Genomic DNA, 15,648 nt, shown 5'->3' with positions numbered 1-15,648 from the left:
GCCTCACATGTACGAGTAGAAAAGGCTGTCGAGCAGGCGCGTCCAGCCTTGCACCAGCACGAACAGCAGCAGTTTGAGGGGCAGCGAAATGGTCATCGGCGAGACCATCTGCATGCCCAGCGCCAGCAGCAGGTTGGAGACGATCAGGTCGATGACGATGAACGGGATGTAGATCAGAAAGCCAATCTGAAAACCGGCCTGCAACTCGGACAAAACGAAGGCGGGCACGGCCAGCAGCAGGTCGCTTTTGCTGGCCTGATCGGCCATGTCCTTGGGCCACATGCGCTGGGTGTTGTCGAGCAGGTGGGCAACGACTTCCGGGTCAGTGTTGCGGCTCATGAATCGCTGAAGCGGCTCGATGACCGTGTTGGCGCTGGCCTGCAGTTTTTCGGTGCTGCCCATCTCCAGCGGATGATCGTGAACCCGCTGCTGGATTTCGTGGGCGACCGGCGCCATGACGAACATGGTCGCGGCCAGGGCGATGCCGTAAAGCGCCATGTTCGGCGGCACTTGCTGCACGCCGATGGCGTTGCGGGTAATCAGCAGGGTCATGGAGATCTTGAGAAAGGCCGTGCAGACGATCAGCAGAAACGGAATCAACGACAGGGCGCCGAGGAACAGCGCCAGCATCACCGGGTTCATCCCGTCCATGATCATGCTTGAGACGCCATGCGGGTGATCTGCAGACCGAGGCGGCCCTCGACGCTGACCAGCTCGCCCTCCGCGACGACGCGCTCGCCGTGGCACAGGGTGGCGAAGCCGGGCGTGACGCCGTTGACGGGTAATACGGTGCCGGCCGCGATGCGGCGCAGGTCGCCGAGGGTCAGTTCGAGGCTGCCGCAGCGCAGGGTCAGGGCCAGCGGCAGCTGGTCAAGGGAATCGAGGGAGGCCTGGGTTTCTGTTGATTGAGGCTCGTAAGGTTCGTCCGCGTAGCCATCGGAACCGGTTTCATCCTGCCACTCGTTTTCGGCGGTTTGATGCTCGGCGTCGTGAAAAGCTTCCCGGCTAAAGCCGGTCCCACGGTCGACAGTTTCAGGGCTGTAGCCGGCGCCATTGTTCAGTGCGTCCTCGGTCGACTCATCGTCGGCAAGATCCTCGATCTCGTCTTCGTACAATTCTTCATTGACCATGTCCCAAGTCTTCCTCGTGGCTGAACCGTACATACAGCTGCTGCGCGCGGCTGTCCGTCTGCACTGCCCATTGCCGACCCGCCAGTTGCAGGCGGCCGCCGCCTTCTTCGTCGAAATGACACAACGACGGCAGCAGCACGTCCCCCGGTTGCAGCGACGCCAACTGATCGAGGCTCAACGACAGCTCGCCCAGCACCAGCGGCTGACGGATGGGCCAGTCTGACGCGACGTTCTGCCGGTGCGGCTGCCAGTGGTGGCTGCCGAGCAGTTGCAGCAAGACCCGCGCGTCGGCGCAGAGCTGTGCGTGCAACACCTGCGAACCCAATCGCAGTTGCAATCGGCAGGTCATCGGCGCGGTATTCGGGCTTTCGCCTTCGGCGGACAGCGCAGTGATATCGCTGAGTGGCCGCAGAGGGCAAAGCAGTTCCGCCAGTTCGGTACTCATGCGTTGATTCACCAGTTGCCAGTACCACGGCTGATGTTCGCCGCCGAGGGTGACCGGCAGTTCGCCGAGCAGGCTCAGCACCGCTTCGGCATCGCTCAGGGCGAAGGGACCGAGGGCGCTGTCGAACCAGGTCAGCGATGACGGCGTCCCGGCTGAAGCCGGCGCCACGAGGGGCGAGCCATCCCGGTTTGCATCGTCGGGCATCGATCGCAGGCTCAGCTCGCCGCGCTGACCCTGGGCCGTGTAGCCGCAGCTCACGCCGGCGCCCAGCAGACGCGAGGCCTCGGCAAAATCGCCGCTGACTTCCCGCATCTTCAGCGGACTGAATGGCGGGTTCCCGGCTAAAGCCGGTCCTACGGTGTTCAGGTCGCTCGTGCCCACGTTCATGCCCGAGTTCCTCTCCGAATTCATGGTCGAGTTCATGTCCGGCGTCATCCCTGCGCCTCCTCAAACGACAGATCAACGTCACAACCCAGCGCCTGCTCCAGCGCGCTTTCGCAGTTGCGTTGATGGGGCTGCAAGCGTTTCAGCACACCACGCCGGGCGAAGCCCAGTTCGATGCTCCACTGGTTGTCGCGCTTGTTGGCGTTGACCTGCACCTTGCCCAGATTGGGCATCAGCAAGGTCAGGCTCAACGGGCCGTCCGGTTGCTGGGGCAGGCGTTGGGCGAGCTCGTCGATGAGCTGCGTTGGCACGCCTTCGGTGGGAAACAACGTGCTGAAGCTGCTGCCGGCGAAACCCGATTCGCTCTGCTGCTCCGTCACCGGCGGTACCAACAGTTGGGAAAAAAACATCCCGTCAGCACTCAACGAGGCAGGCGAGGCGGATTCATCGCACAGCCGGCGCAGGCGTTCGGCATCGGCGCGACGCACAGGGGACGACGGCTGGCGCGTGTCGCCCGGCGCGGCAGGGGATGGCGAGGGCGCGCGCGACGTTTCGGCACGGGGCTGCGGTTGCGGGCGAGGCGGGTGTTGCACCGGGCTGTTCATGACGATTCACCTTCTTCGTTGAGGGCCTCGGCCAGGCAGGCAAGTTTTTCCACGGCCCGTTGGGACGCTTTCGCTGCGTCTTTGGCCTCGGCCAGACGCTGCTGTTGTTCCTCGATACCCAACTGCTGCCGCGCCATGTCCTGGCGGATATAGGCCAGCCGGTCGAGCATGCGGTTTTCCTTCTCATGCCAGCGTTCGAGGTCGTCCAGCGACATCGACTTGTTGACGTGGGCGCTGCTCAACACCTGCCGGCGTTCGCGCTGGTTATGGCGTTCCTGCGCGTACGAATCGCGAGTCTGCTGCAGATGTTCGTGCAAGTGCTCCAGGGTTTTTTGCGCCTGCCGTTGCGCCCGTTCGGCGCTGGCCTGGCGATGCTGACGCAGCGGCGTGAGCACGCTGATGACCTGTTCCATGGCGAGGGTTTGCGGATCGACTTCAAGCTCTTCTTCCACGCCATCACTCCGGCAGTTGCGAGGTGAGTTGCATCAGTGCGGCGAGGGTTTCCTCAAGCGGCACCGGCTCGCGCAGGTCCTGGCGCAGAAACGCATTGATTGGCTCGTTCAGCCGTACCGCGCAGTCGGTGACCGGGTCGCTGCCGGGCTGGTATTCGCCCAGGCGCAAGAGCATTTCCACCTGCTTGTACGCCGCCATCAAACGGCGCAACCGGTTGTTCGCCTGTTGATGCTCGCGGCCGGTGACGTTGCTGATGATCCGGCTGATGCTGGCCTGCACGTCGATGGCCGGGTAATGCCCGCGCTCGGCCAGTTTGCGCGACAACACGATGTGGCCGTCGAGCAGCGAACGCACCTCGTCGGCGACCGGGTCGTTCATCGAATCCTGTTCGATCAGCACGGTGTAGAGCGCGGTAATCGAGCCTTTCTCGCTCATGCCGGCCCGTTCAACCAGGCGCGGCAGCAGGGTGTAGACCGAAGGCGGCAGGCCGCCGCGCCCGAGGGGTTCGCCGGCGGCAATGCCGATCTCGCGCTGGGCCCGGGCGAAACGGGTCAGGGAATCGAGCAGCAACAACACTTTCAGGCCGCGCTCACGAAAGGCTTCGGCGATGGCCGTGGCGGTGAACGCCGCGCGGGCCCGTTCCATGCTCGATCGGTCCGATGTGGCGCAGACCAGCACCGAACGTGCGCGCAAGGTGGCGTCCAGTTCGTGGTCGAGAAACTCGCGCAGCTCACGCCCCCGCTCGCCGATCAGGCCGAAGACGATCACGTCGCAGTCCATGTTGCGCGCCAGCTCGGCCATCAAGGTGGTCTTGCCGCAACCGGCCCCGGCGAACAAGCCGACGCGCTGGCCTTCGCCGAGCAGAATAGCGCTGTCGATGGCGCGCACGCCGGTGGGCAACGCTCTGCTGATCCGTGGTCGCTGGGTCGGCGGCAAGGCGTCGGCGATCACCGGCAGGGTCACGCGTCGATCACCGGGCCCGGCAAACGCGCCTTCGGAATCCCCCAGCAGCGGCCGTCCGAACCCGTCAAGCACACTGCCCAATAAGCTGTCATCGACGCCGATGCGGTGGGCCATGCCCAGCGGCCGAATGTGCGCGCCGACCTGAATGCCGTCCGGGGTGCCGAGGGCACTGAGCAGCGTGCAATCCCGGGTAAAACCGACGATTTCCGCGAGCATGGTGCTGCCGTCGGATTTGCTCACCTCACACAGGTCGCCGACCTTGGCCGCGGGAATCTGGCACTCCAGCAGGATGCCGCTGACAGCGCTGACCCGGCCACTGACTTTCACCGCCGAAAAGCCTTTCAGGCGCTGACGGTGGGCGGATTTCCACTGATCCAGCGCCGCGTTCACCAGCTCACCTCGTAATGGCGGTCGCCGTCGAACTGGATGCGGTTGTCATCGATGCGGGTCAGGCGCAGCCCGGCCAGCTCGTCGCCGACGTACAGCCGCCGACCGTCCGCCGTGACCAGATGGGCGTGGGGCCCGGACATGATCTGCACGATGGTGAACGGCAGGCCACTGGTGCCGGCGGCGACGTTGTCGATCAACGCGACCGGCGTGTCATAGCGGTCCTTGAAACGCTGGAGCATGCGCTGATAGACCAACTGCGATTCCGGCTTGAGGTTGCCGCTCAACGCCAGGCCTTCCGGGGTCTGCTCCACGCTGACATCGCTGAGCAGACGCTCGCTGAGCATGGTGTTGAGCTGGCGTTTGACGTCGTCGACGCTGGTCAGCCGTATGCGCTTGCTCGCCGGCTGATCGGTTGTTTTGCCCTTCGTGGTCGAGGGCCTGACGGGCTCTTGTTTAGCGAGCTGCTGCGCCGGCGTACTGATTGCCATCGCGTCTGACGAAGGCGCAGCGCTGCGGCTCAGGCTCCAGGCACTGCCGGCGATGCCCAGCAACACGCCGATGACCACGCCGGTGGTGCGGTTGAAAAAGCGCGAGCGCGACTCGACCTTTTCCAGCGGCGCGCTGGCCGGCGCTTCGGCCTGGGACGTCTGCTCGGACTTCGCCTGAGGAATCACCGCAGGCAGGGAAGGCCAGGGGGCTTGCGCCGGGGACACGCACAGCCAGACCGAACCCAGCACAAAGGCGGTGTTGGGGGTGAGCAGGGTGCTGGCATGAAGGTGTCCCTCTTCATCGGCGATAGAACCGTCGGCAGCGTTGAGCCGCCAGCCTTCGCCCTGGCGTTGCAGGCGACAGTGCAGCTGTTCGACGCCGGGATCATGCAGCGCCAGATCCTGATCGGCGTCAGCGCCAATGCCCCATTGCTCACCCACCAGTGGCAGCGCGGCGCCCTGGTGCAAGCCGGTCAATACGCGTAATTCAAACATGTGACGCTCTCCAGGCACTCAAGCGGCGTACTCGTTATCCAGCGCGTGCGGGTCGTCTTCGTGATCGCTCTCGAAGTCGTCTTCCAGGTCGAAGCGCCCCAGCACTTTCACCTGCGCCGCATTGCTGATTTCGGCAAACGACAGCACCGGCACGTGATAGAACTCCTCCTGCAGCAAGGTCCGCAGCGGGCTGCGCAAATCCTGCGCGACCAGCAACACCGCGCGCTGGGCGGTGCGCAGGGGGAAGGCGATGTGCAGCTGCTGCACCAGCAACTGGCTGGTTTCGTTGTCCAGCGCGAAGAAGGTTTCGGTCTGGGTCTGGCGCAGGCCGTCCCGCAAAATGCCTTCGCTTTCCGGCGTCAGTACCCAGACCAGCAAGCCTTCGGGGCCGCAATACTGGTGGTAGATCTGCGATTTCAGGGCGATGCGCACGTAGTCGGCGAGCACCGTGACTTCGCGCTCGTGCTGGCCATGCTCGATGAGGGTTTCGGCGATGACCCGGATCGCCCGCAGCGGCACGCACTCCGAGGCCAGGCGTTGCAGTACCGCCGAGAAGCGCGCCAGCGGCAGCACGCGCTGCATTTCCTGGGCAAGCTCCGGCTGCTCCGATTCCAGCCAGCCGAGAATCGCTTTGGTCTCCTGCAGGCCGATGAACTGCGGGCCGCACGACTGCAGCGCGCGTTCCATGCGCTCGATGATCAGCGTGGTCGCGTCGATGCGTTCGATGTGGGCTTCCTGCAGTTGCGGCGCGTCGGTCGGCAGCCACAGCCACTGACCTTCCTCACGCTCGAGGCTGCCGTACACCGCTGACTCCAGCGAGGCCGACTCCGGCAGGCTTTCCACTGAACGCGCATCGACTGCCACGTGGGTCTGGCTGAGCGTGGCCCGGAGCAGGGGGACTTCGTAGACCGAAAAGCGAAACTCATCCGGCGGCAACAGCTCGCTGGTTTCGATGATGAACGAGGGCAGGGTCAGGCCGTATTGCACGACCAGCCGATTGCGCCGCTGACGAATTTCGCTGACCAGCGCTTCGATCTGAGCAGGGTTCTGGCTGGGGTGAAACTGCATCACGAACTGACGGCTCGGGGAGAAGGTACGCAGGTCCTCACGGCCGTTCATTTCCGGCGCGACGGCCACCGCCTGGGCCTGCTCGGCCTTGGGCTTGGCGCGGTGCAGCTGGAGCAGGCCGCCGACGCCGCAGATGATCGAGATGACCACGAACACTGCCGTCGGCATGCCCGGCAACGCCGCGAAGCCGAGCATCGCCACCGCCGCGATGATCCACGCCTTGGGCTGGCTGGTGATCTGCTCGGCGATCTCCCGGCCGATGTTGGCTTCAACGCCGTTCTCGCCACTCGGCACGCGGGTGATGATCATGCCGCAGGTGACCGAAATCAGCAGGGCCGGAATCTGCGCGATCAGGCCGTCGCCGATGGTCAGCACGGTATAGACCTGCAAGGCGTCGCCGGCGGTCATGTTGTGCTGTACCACGCCGATGGCGATGCCGCCGATCATGTTGATGGCGACGATGATGAGGCTGGCGATGGCGTCGCCGTTGACGAACTTCATGGCCCCGTCCATGGCGCCGAACAGCTGACTTTCCTTGCCCAGTTCGGCGCGCCGCTTGCGCGCTTCGTGGACGCTGATCAGGTTGGCGCGCAGGTCACTGTCGATGGACATCTGCTTGCCCGGCATCGCGTCGAGGGTGAACCGAGCGCCGACTTCCGCCACCCGTTCCGAACCCTTGGTGATCACCAGAAAGTTGACCACGGTGAGGATCAGGAAGATCACCAGGCCTACCGCCAGGTTGCCGCCGACCACGAACTGCCCGAACGCTTCGACGATGTGCCCGGCGTCCTGATTGAGCAGGATCAGGCGGGTGGTGGAAATCGACAGCGCCAGACGAAACATCGTCGTCAGCAATAGCACCGCCGGAAAGGTCGAGAACGCCAAGGGGCGCGGCAGGTGCATCGCCAGCATGATCAACAGGCAGGAAATGCAGATGTTGATGGCGATCAGCACGTCCACCAGGCCGGTGGGCAGCGGGGTGATCATCATGAACACGATGGCGATGACCACGAACGCACCGACGATTTCCGAGCGGCGCATGGCGGCAAGCGCGATCGCATTGAGCAGGTTAATGACACGATCCATCAGGCGAGGCCCCCCTGGAGCTGGTTCTGTTCCTGCCGCGTCAGTTCGGCCATGAGAATGAGCAGGTTGCCCAAGGCGTTCTGGCGGCTTTTCAGGTCGCGCCAGAGCAGAATCGGCAGTTGTTGCAGCATGGGCCGCAGCCCGTTGAGAAACGCCAGTTGATGCTTGAGCTGCTTGCCGCCGATGTGTTGCGTCAGCTGCAGGGTTTCGCCCAGGCTCATGCCCTTGCCCGAAAGCGCCAGCAGGTGTTTGAGAAAGGCCGCCGCATCCACTTGCAGCCCGGGATTTTTGTTGCGCATGCCGCCCAGCAGATGCTCGCAACTGCGCAGCAGGGTGGTGACGTGCCGCGCGGTGTTCAGGCCATGCATCAAGGTGCGCAGTTGCGCCGGCGAGGTGGACGGGGTGAGGGATGAAAGATCGTCGGCGAGGGCGCTGCGCATGTCCCGCAGGTTCAGCTCGAATTCGCCGGGCTCTTCCTGTTCGTTGATCAGCGCGTCGATCAGCCCGGTGATGTTCTGCTGCCCGGCCACCGCCACGCTGTACAGATTTCGCAGGGCGCCGCGGCGTTTTTCCGAGGTCGGTCGGGAAAACGCCTTGGCGCTGTTGATGCCGGCCCGGGTGCGCTTGCCGTATTGGCGACGCAGTTGCTTGAGCTGCTGGCTCAGCACCACGTGCTCGCCCATTTCACCGTCGGCCTGGGCCTGCTTTCTCGCCGCCTGCAGCATCACATGGGCCTTGGCCGGGTCGCCGTCGGTGTAGCTCAGAATCTGCGCCAGGCTCGACGCATTCTGGTTTTGCAACTGCTTGCGCAAGTTGCGCGCGGCGTCGTCGAGGCCTTTATCCTGGCTGCCCATCAACAGCTGATACAGCTCGCCCAGTTTCACCGCCCGGGATTGCAGCGCGTTGCCGCTGGCCAGCAGCTCCCGCTGACTGAGGCTGCGGCTCTGCTGAACCAACGCCGAGGCGAACCGCGCGACCTGTTGCGGCGAGGTGCCGTTGACGTTCGGCGGATTGACATGCAGCGGCGCGGGCGCAGGCGCCTGCATTTTTGCCGGCGCGATCGCGGGTGTTTGCAATGCCTGTGGGGCAATGGGGGCGGCGATCTTCATAAGTCGGCTCTGGATAGCTCGGTTCGGGGCCTGGTCATGGGTCCTGAGTGGAGCGCGGCCGCAATGCGGTTCCATCTATTTGTGCGCGGACGTGGGGCAGACCGATCTGTGCCAAATCTCGTCGGAGAAACAGTGTGTTCGCGCAAAGATTTGCACAGCGTTGTTCTTGTTATTTTTATTTATATATAAAAATCAATGACTTAAATGATTCCCATGGATGGCACGCATATCGCTATAGGGCTATTACACTCAAAACAAGGAAGAGCCCTGATGTTTTCCAACCTTGCGATTCTCGATATTGACTCCCCAGTGCGCCGTCCCGCCCAGGGGATACGTCACCTGACCAGTGATCAGATCAAGATGATTCGCGGCTTCATTCAGAAGCGGGTCATGAACCCGGAAGATGTCGACGACATTCTGCAAAGCACCTTTCTGGAAGCGCTGCGCAGCGAGCACAAGTTTCAACACGCAAGCAAACCCCAGACCTGGCTGTGCGGCATTGCGCTGAACCTGATCCGCAATCACTTTCGCAAGATGTACCGCCAGCCGTATCAGGAAAGCTGGGAAGACCACACCCACTCCGAACCCGACAGCCATGGCGACATCGGCCATCAAGTCGACGGCCATCGTCAGTTGATGCAGGTGGTCAGGGCCATCGGCACGCTGCCGTCGAACATGCAGCGGGTGATCGAAGTGTCGCTGGAGATGGACGGCAATTATCAGGAAACCGCGTCGTCCCTCGGCGTGCCGATCGGCACCGTGCGCTCACGCCTGTCCCGTGCCCGGGAGCAACTCAAGCGGCAGATGGACCCGTTTGCCTGAGCATCCAGTGGGGCTGGCTGGACGCGAACTGTGTAGGGCCGGCTTTAGCCGGGAAGACGTCAGGCGTCACGCTGCAAAATTGAGGGTGTTCACACAGGCCTCTTCCCGGCTGAAGCCGGTCCCACTAAAAAGCAGCAGCCCGCTCGGTGTCCGAGTAACAAGCTGAAACATTTATCGGAACCGACGCGGCGCAGCAGCCACACAGTTGCCATCCTTCACGCCCGGATGACGACTCATGCGTATCTTAAGCACTCCTCCCAACGCCGCTGCTTCCCAATCTGCTGGCGCCGATACCGCCCAGAGATTGCCGCTGACTGACGCCAAGCCGGCGCTGTTACTGAAGGGGGGCGTCGATCCCACTATTCGCTTCGGCGCGTCGACCCAGCCATCGCCGGCGAACGGTGCATTTGCCGGCAATAGCCTTGGCAGCACAGGCGCTGCGGGCAAGGCTCAGAGCATCGAACAGCAACTGCTGTCATTGCTGACCCAGCTCACGCAGCTGTTCAAGGGGCAGGCGCCATCGTCGCCCGAATCCGCCACGTCATCCCCTGACGCCGCCGCGCAAAACGCACCCGCTTCCGGTGCCGTTCCCGCAGCCAGTCCGCAACCTGCCGCTCCAGTCACGGCCGCTGCCCCCGCAGCGCCGGTCGAGGCTGCAAAACCCGCTGAAGCTACTCAATCCGAAGCACCCAAAGCCAGCGAAGCAGCGTTTCTCGATGACTCGAAATACTCGTCGCCCAAGGAGCTTGAGCGTTGGGCGCCGATGGTTGCCAACCTGCCGCCGGACCAGCGCGAGCAGGCGGCCAAAGAGCTGAATAGACCCATCGCCGCCGCGCGCATGGCCGCTGAAAAAGGCCCGGATGCGGCCAAGGCCATGGACTTCATCAACGCGAACCCGTCGCTGAAAACGGCAGTCGATACCGGCAAGCACGGCGGCAAAGCGGACGGCAAGATCACCGACGGCGACCTCAAGGCCTTCGCCAAGAACATGCAAAAAGCTGCCGACAGCGCGGACAAGGACATTGCCAACTACCAGAAAGACCATCCGGACGCCGACCCTCAATCCCTGGAAATGGTCCGCAGCGCCGCGTTGATGCGCGCCAACGAACCCCTGACCAAAGCCGCCGATCCCAAGCATGCCCTGGGCGCCGACGGCAAAACCAAGGTCGATGGCCTGACCAGCGCCGACGGCCTCAAGGCGATTCAGAACGACAACCCGGGCCTGGCCGGACCGCTGAAGCAGGCGGCGAAAACCTGGTCGCAACCCGGCTTTCTCACGCAGATCGATCAGGGCGGCCTGAGCGGTCGTTCGCTGGCGGCCCACAGCCCGGACAAGCTGTTCAACGCCAAGAACATCAGCGACTGGATCAGCAAGCAGGCGCCCACCAATGGCGGCGAATTTGCCAGCGTGCTCAGCGATGCCGCCACCCTCAACTCAGTGGCCAATGTCGATATTTCCAAGTTGGGCAAGGACGTGTTCGACAACCCGTCCGCCTACACCGGCGAGCAGAAAGCCGCGGTCATGATCAAGCTGCAACAGACCCAGCAGAGCGTCGTCGCCGGCCAGGACCTGCGCAAGACCGGCAAGACCGAAGAGGCGTTGAACGAGAAGATCGGCCAGCTGCAAGCCGATCCTGAGGTGCAAGCCTTCCTCGACAAACAGATACCGCAGCAGTCGCGGGCGCTGGTTGCCAGCACGCCGTCGTTGCAGAAGGCCGTCAACGAGCAGATGCAGAAGGTCAACAGCGGCGAGGCCCTGCAAGCGGACTTGAACACGGCTGACAAGGGCACCAAAAAGGACAAGCCGAACGCCGATTACAGCAGCGCTTTGGGCGGATTGTCGGCGCAGTTGCAGATGCAGAAAGACCTGCTCGGTGACACCGCGAAGGTGCCGACCGCGCAACAGGTACTCGTTCAGCGGCCTGATCTGCAGGGCAAGATTCAGGATTCGTACGTACGCAACTTCAGCGAAGGCGGCGCCGTCCGGCAGTTGCTCGATCAGAAGAAAGCCGACGGTGAAGAGGCATTGCAAACAGCCGACGCGCAGAAGGCCGCCTACGACAGCGTGCTGCCCGACACCTTCGTGCAGAGCCAGCAATCGCGCTATGTGGATTCGACGTTCCACCATCTGGAGCACACCAAGAGCGGTCGCAAGGTGCTGGAAAACGCCAAGGGCGATAAAGACCACGCGCCGTCGATGGCCGCACAGGTCGCCTCGAATATGGGTCCTTCGGCGCTGCGCTCGGTGGCAGGCTTTGCCTCGGTGTCAGACATGCTCGCCCGCGGCGACAAGACCGATGCCGCCAAGACCATTTACGACAGCACCAAATCCGGCCTCTCTGCGGCTAAGCACGGTTATGACGCCGTGGCGAAATCCGCCGGGCGGGCGGGGCTGGGCGAGGTGGCAGCGAAAGTTGGCGGTCGCGTTGCCGGCATGGTCGTGGGAGAGGCAGCAGGTTTGGCCGCCGGCGCTGCCATTGGTGCGTCCATTCCGGTGATCGGCTGGATCGCCGACGCCGCGATGAGCCTGGGTTTCGGCATCTCCGCCATCATCGAAGCCGTCAAGAAGCACAAGGCCCAGAAGGCCTTCGATCACAACGTCGACCCGGTCCTCGATCAGTTCGGCATCCCCAAAGCCCATTGATGTTTCCTGACCCGAAAGAGGTAAGTGATCATGAGTATCGGTATTTCCCAGGTTCGGCCGTTGAACGATCCCGCCGCCCACCCGGATTTCTCCTCCCTGAGCGGCAAGCCCGGCCAGAGCAATTCCCTGGGCGGTGGCGGCGGCGCCGGTCAGGCCCTCGACGCCAGTTCGATCCTGTTTGCCCATGCCGGGCAGTCCCAGGTCAACTTCGGTTCCCCTCAAAATCAGGACCCGACGACCAACGCCGCTAATCCCCTCACAAGTGGCGCAGACCAGAACGGCATCGCCCAGCAACTCATGGCGTTGATCATCCAGTTGATGCAAATGTTGATGCAGAACAACCCCAATCAGACCGGCAATCCCGCTGCGCAGAATAATGCAGTGACCGGCGGCGGGGGAGGTGGTGGCGGCGCGACCGAGGGTGCAGGCGGTGGCGATGGTGCTGGCGCGGCGGAAGGTGCCGGCGGTGGTGCCGAAGGTGCTGGCGCTACTCAGGCGGCTGCAGCGCCTGCGGCCAATGCTGGTGCGGTGTCGAACGATACGTCTCTCAGCGGCTCGGGCGATTTGCATCTGCCACAACAGCTCGAACCCTATCGCAACGACATCATGGATGCGTCCAAGGCCACCGGCGTGCCGCCGAGCATTCTGGCCGGACAGATCTGGGCAGAGTCCCGTGGCCAGTTGGGCCAAGACACCACCAACGTCAACGGCAAGACCGATGCGGGCGTGATGCAGGTCAACGCCGACACGTTTGCGGCCCTCAAGCGAGACAACCCCAACGAGCTCGGCAACGCCGACGTCAACAACGCCCACGACAACATCATGGCCGGCGCGTTGTACATGCGTGATCAGAAAGCGACCTTCGGTGACTGGGATTCGGCGCTGCGCGCCTACAACTCGGGCCCGGACAAGGTCAACAAGGGCAACCTCGCGGATGCCGGCGGCGTGGGCGATCCGAAGTACGTCGAGAACGTCATGAACTTCGCAAAAATCATCGAAAGCGGTCAGGGGCAATTGCCGGCCTGATGTTCGGTGTGAATCCACAGGGGGCGGGGCGCGCACATGTCGCGCTCCTTCCACAGCGTGAAGTGCCACCGACCCAGATGGGCGTTAAGAGATCAGAGCCTTTTCCATGAACACGCTGTTGGGATCATCCTGGTAATCACCGAATGGCCCTCGACGCTGATACCCGTTGCGCTCGTAAAACGAGATGGCTTCGTGTTGCAGATACCCGGTCTCAAGCATGACTCGCCCGCAGCCTCGTCTCCGAGCCTCATCTTCCAGAACACCCAGAATCCTGCCGGCAAGGCCCTGCCCGCGGAAGGCAGGTTGGGTGAACATCCGCTTCAGCTCGCCGTGAGTCGCGTGCACCACCAGCGCCCCGCACGCCACGGCCTCTCCATCGCTGGAGCGGGCAACGGCGAAGCCTGTATTTTTCGAAGAAAGCGCTTTTATATCGATGCCATGATGACTCTCAGCCGGGTAGAGAGGCACCTGATAGGCATCAAGCGCTTCAATGAGGGCGATGACTTCCGGCTGGTTGGGAGATTCAAGGGAAACAGTGGATGAGTTCAAACGCCTGCGCTCCGTTGGCCAGATGTCAGATCAATGGGGATGCAACGGATATTCGCCCGATCATGTCCCATGAATCAATCCACGCCAGTGGAGCAGTAAACGCCTTTGTGCATTCCAGGCAGGATTGCCCTGCCTGGAATTCATGCTTCATCGATTACGAGTGACCCGCCATACCGTGTTCGCCAGGTCGTCGGCGATGATGAGTGCACCGCGCGGGTCCACCGTCACGCCGACTGGCCGCCCGCGGGTTTTTCCGTCGGCGCCCCGAAAACCGGTTGCAAAGTCAATCGGCGCACCGTTCGGACGGCCATTGCTGAACGGTACGAAAACGACTTTGTACCCGACCGGATTTTCCCGGTTCCAACTGCCGTGTTCTCCAATGAACACCCCGTCGGCGTACTTTTCGCCCATCGCCGGGATGGAAAAATCCACGCCAAGCGCGGCGGCGTGGGACCCGAGGCTGTAGTCGGGTTTGATGGCGGCAGCGACCATTTTAGGGTTCTGCGATTGGGCTCGGGTGTCGACGTTTTGACCCCAGTAGCTGTAAGGCCACCCGTAAAATCCACCCTCGCGAACCGAGGTCAGGTAGTCCGGGACCAGATCCGGGCCCAGTTCATCGCGCTCATTGACCACCGCCCATAACTTCCCGGTTTGCGGCTGGATGGTTAAGGCCGTCGGGTTGCGGATGCCGGTCGCGTACGCTTTGTGGGCACCGGTCTCAGCATCTACCTGCCAGACCCTGGCCCGGTCGAGTTCGACCTCCATACCGCGCTCGGTCACGTTGCTGTTCGATCCGATGCCGACATACAAGGTGCGCCCGTCGTCGCTGACAGCCAGTGACTTGGTCCAGTGGTGGTTGATTTCAGCGGGCAAGTCAGTGACTTTGATCGGTGGGCCGCTGGCCTTGGTCTGGCCCTCCTGATAATCGAAACGGACCAATTCGTCCTGGTTGGCCACGTACAATTTGCCGTTGGCAAACGCCAGCCCGTAGGGCGCGTTGAGGTTTTCCGCGAACACCGTTTTCGTCTCGTAGACGCCGTCACCGTCTGCATCCCGCAGCAAAGTCAGGCGATTGCCGCCTTTGACCTTGGTGTTGCCCTGAGCCTTGATGTACCCCGCGATCACGTCCTTGGGTTTGAGCTTCGCGGCGCTTCCGCCACGGCCTTCAGCCACGAGGATATCGCCGTTGGGCAATACGAGCGTCTGACGAGGAATCTGCAAGTCGGCGGCGATGGCCGTCACGCTATAGCCCTCAGGTACAGTGGGCTTCTGGTCGCCCCACAACGCCGGTTCGGCAATATTCATGCTGGGTAGAAGACCGCGCTGAGCGGCCGGCAATTTTGGATCGGGCCCCAATGCCTGGGTGGCATCCCCGGCGTCACCGCAGCCGCTTAACACCAACGCCATGCTGATCGCGGTCAGTTTGATTGAGTGGCTCATTGTCCTTCTCCCGAACGGATGCTGGTGAGTCCCAGCCACGCCGTCACGGCAATCAGCAGCGTGGTCAGTGCGGAGAGAATGAGGCCCGACGGCATGCTGGCGAAGGCATCCTTGGCGTGTTCAAAGGCGTTGACGAGCCCCAGTGCCCACGTCACCACCAACAAGACGAGGTAGACCACGGGGCGCCCGGCTTTGCGATCGGCCCGGATCAGATTGACCAGCGCGAACAGTACGGCGAGTCCGCAGAACACCAGCCCCCCGGCGATAAGCCAGGAGGCGAAGTTGCTCCATTGGATCTGATAGGTCTGGTAGTAGGTGATGTCGCTCAGCAATGCGCCGAGGAACAGCGGGACGGTGCCGGCCAGCAATATCGCGTGTAGCGGGCCTGGCGGGTTTCGGTAGACAAGATGGGCGGTAGTGTTCACGACGGCTCCCTATTTTACTGAGGCTTATGCTGCGCAGATGAACTGACCCATCAGGGCCGCGCAGGGTGCGCATCGTTTGGGATCAATTGGTCAGGCACATAGTTCACGTTATTTGGGCGTTCCGAA

Annotated in this window: 15 protein-coding genes; 3 read left to right on the top strand and 12 right to left on the bottom strand. The window is 62.9% G+C overall.

Translation table 11 applies throughout. The features are described from left to right. Positions 1–3 precede the first annotated feature (3 nt). From sctR to sctW, 9 genes are all read right to left on the bottom strand, one after another. On the bottom strand, positions 4–657 hold the full coding sequence (sctR, locus tag AC07RO_RS23945; RefSeq protein WP_346631358.1) for a type III secretion system export apparatus subunit SctR: 654 nt from the start codon (positions 655–657) through the stop codon (positions 4–6). Then, a complete protein-coding gene (locus AC07RO_RS23940) occupies positions 654–1,130 on the bottom strand; it encodes a FliM/FliN family flagellar motor switch protein (RefSeq protein ID WP_495087237.1) in 477 nt (158 codons plus the stop codon). The genes sctR and AC07RO_RS23940 overlap by 4 nt, the downstream gene beginning before the upstream one ends. Beyond that, positions 1,120–1,887, bottom strand: coding sequence for a type III secretion system protein (locus AC07RO_RS23935; protein ID WP_495087261.1), 768 nt, complete (start codon positions 1,885–1,887; stop codon positions 1,120–1,122). The genes AC07RO_RS23940 and AC07RO_RS23935 overlap by 11 nt, the downstream gene beginning before the upstream one ends. 119 nt (positions 1,888–2,006) lie before the next feature. Further along, entirely contained in the window at positions 2,007–2,564 is a 558-nt protein-coding gene (locus tag AC07RO_RS23930) for a type III secretion system HrpP C-terminal domain-containing protein (protein ID WP_346628147.1), read from the bottom strand. Next, positions 2,561–3,016 carry a type III secretion protein gene (locus tag AC07RO_RS23925; protein WP_495087236.1) on the bottom strand — a complete coding sequence of 152 codons (456 nt, stop codon included), beginning with the start codon at positions 3,014–3,016 and terminating at the stop codon, positions 2,561–2,563. The genes AC07RO_RS23930 and AC07RO_RS23925 overlap by 4 nt, the downstream gene beginning before the upstream one ends. 4 nt (positions 3,017–3,020) lie before the next feature. Then, positions 3,021–4,370, bottom strand: coding sequence for a FliI/YscN family ATPase (locus AC07RO_RS23920; protein WP_495087235.1), 1,350 nt, complete (start codon positions 4,368–4,370; stop codon positions 3,021–3,023). Then, entirely contained in the window at positions 4,367–5,353 is a 987-nt protein-coding gene (gene sctD / locus AC07RO_RS23915) for a type III secretion system inner membrane ring subunit SctD (RefSeq protein ID WP_495087234.1), read from the bottom strand. Before sctD ends, AC07RO_RS23920 begins: the two co-directional genes overlap by 4 nt. 18 nt (positions 5,354–5,371) lie before the next feature. Continuing rightward, a complete protein-coding gene (sctV, locus tag AC07RO_RS23910) occupies positions 5,372–7,507 on the bottom strand; it encodes a type III secretion system export apparatus subunit SctV (RefSeq protein ID WP_282371968.1) in 2,136 nt (711 codons plus the stop codon). Continuing rightward, positions 7,507–8,616, bottom strand: coding sequence for a type III secretion system gatekeeper subunit SctW (gene sctW / locus AC07RO_RS23905; protein ID WP_495087233.1), 1,110 nt, complete (start codon positions 8,614–8,616; stop codon positions 7,507–7,509). The genes sctV and sctW overlap by 1 nt, the downstream gene beginning before the upstream one ends. 270 nt (positions 8,617–8,886) lie before the next feature. Between sctW and AC07RO_RS23900 the strand changes: the two genes are divergently transcribed. The 3 genes from AC07RO_RS23900 to AC07RO_RS23890 all read left to right on the top strand — a co-directional run bounded on the left by AC07RO_RS23900 (position 8,887) and on the right by AC07RO_RS23890 (position 13,108). Continuing rightward, positions 8,887–9,438, top strand: coding sequence for an RNA polymerase sigma factor (locus AC07RO_RS23900; RefSeq protein WP_122622931.1), 552 nt, complete (start codon positions 8,887–8,889; stop codon positions 9,436–9,438). Between the two features lie 235 nt (positions 9,439–9,673). After that, complete coding sequence (locus AC07RO_RS23895) at positions 9,674–12,082, top strand: type III effector HrpK domain-containing protein (RefSeq protein WP_495087232.1); 2,409 nt, start codon at positions 9,674–9,676, stop codon at positions 12,080–12,082. 30 nt (positions 12,083–12,112) lie between these two features. Beyond that, the gene (locus AC07RO_RS23890; RefSeq protein WP_495087231.1) at positions 12,113–13,108 is read left to right on the top strand and encodes a transglycosylase SLT domain-containing protein; all 996 of its coding nucleotides are present in this window, start codon (positions 12,113–12,115) and stop codon (positions 13,106–13,108) included. An 84-nt stretch (positions 13,109–13,192) separates the two neighbouring features. Here the strand turns inward: AC07RO_RS23890 and AC07RO_RS23885 are convergent, their stop codons facing one another. The 3 genes from AC07RO_RS23885 to AC07RO_RS23875 all read right to left on the bottom strand — a co-directional run bounded on the left by AC07RO_RS23885 (position 13,193) and on the right by AC07RO_RS23875 (position 15,522). After that, the gene (locus tag AC07RO_RS23885; RefSeq protein WP_495087230.1) at positions 13,193–13,657 is read right to left on the bottom strand and encodes a GNAT family N-acetyltransferase; all 465 of its coding nucleotides are present in this window, start codon (positions 13,655–13,657) and stop codon (positions 13,193–13,195) included. A gap of 147 nt (positions 13,658–13,804) precedes the next feature. Next, complete coding sequence (locus tag AC07RO_RS23880; protein ID WP_495087229.1) at positions 13,805–15,097, bottom strand: PQQ-dependent sugar dehydrogenase; 1,293 nt, start codon at positions 15,095–15,097, stop codon at positions 13,805–13,807. Then, positions 15,094–15,522 carry a DUF2231 domain-containing protein gene (locus AC07RO_RS23875; RefSeq protein ID WP_346628155.1) on the bottom strand — a complete coding sequence of 143 codons (429 nt, stop codon included), beginning with the start codon at positions 15,520–15,522 and terminating at the stop codon, positions 15,094–15,096. Before AC07RO_RS23875 ends, AC07RO_RS23880 begins: the two co-directional genes overlap by 4 nt. Positions 15,523–15,648 lie beyond the last annotated feature (126 nt).

It is taken from the genome of Pseudomonas sp. GW821-FHT07F05, assembly GCF_059418765.1.
The sequence above is the reverse complement of the archived record's forward strand: the minus strand, read 5'-3'. Positions and strand labels throughout refer to the sequence as shown.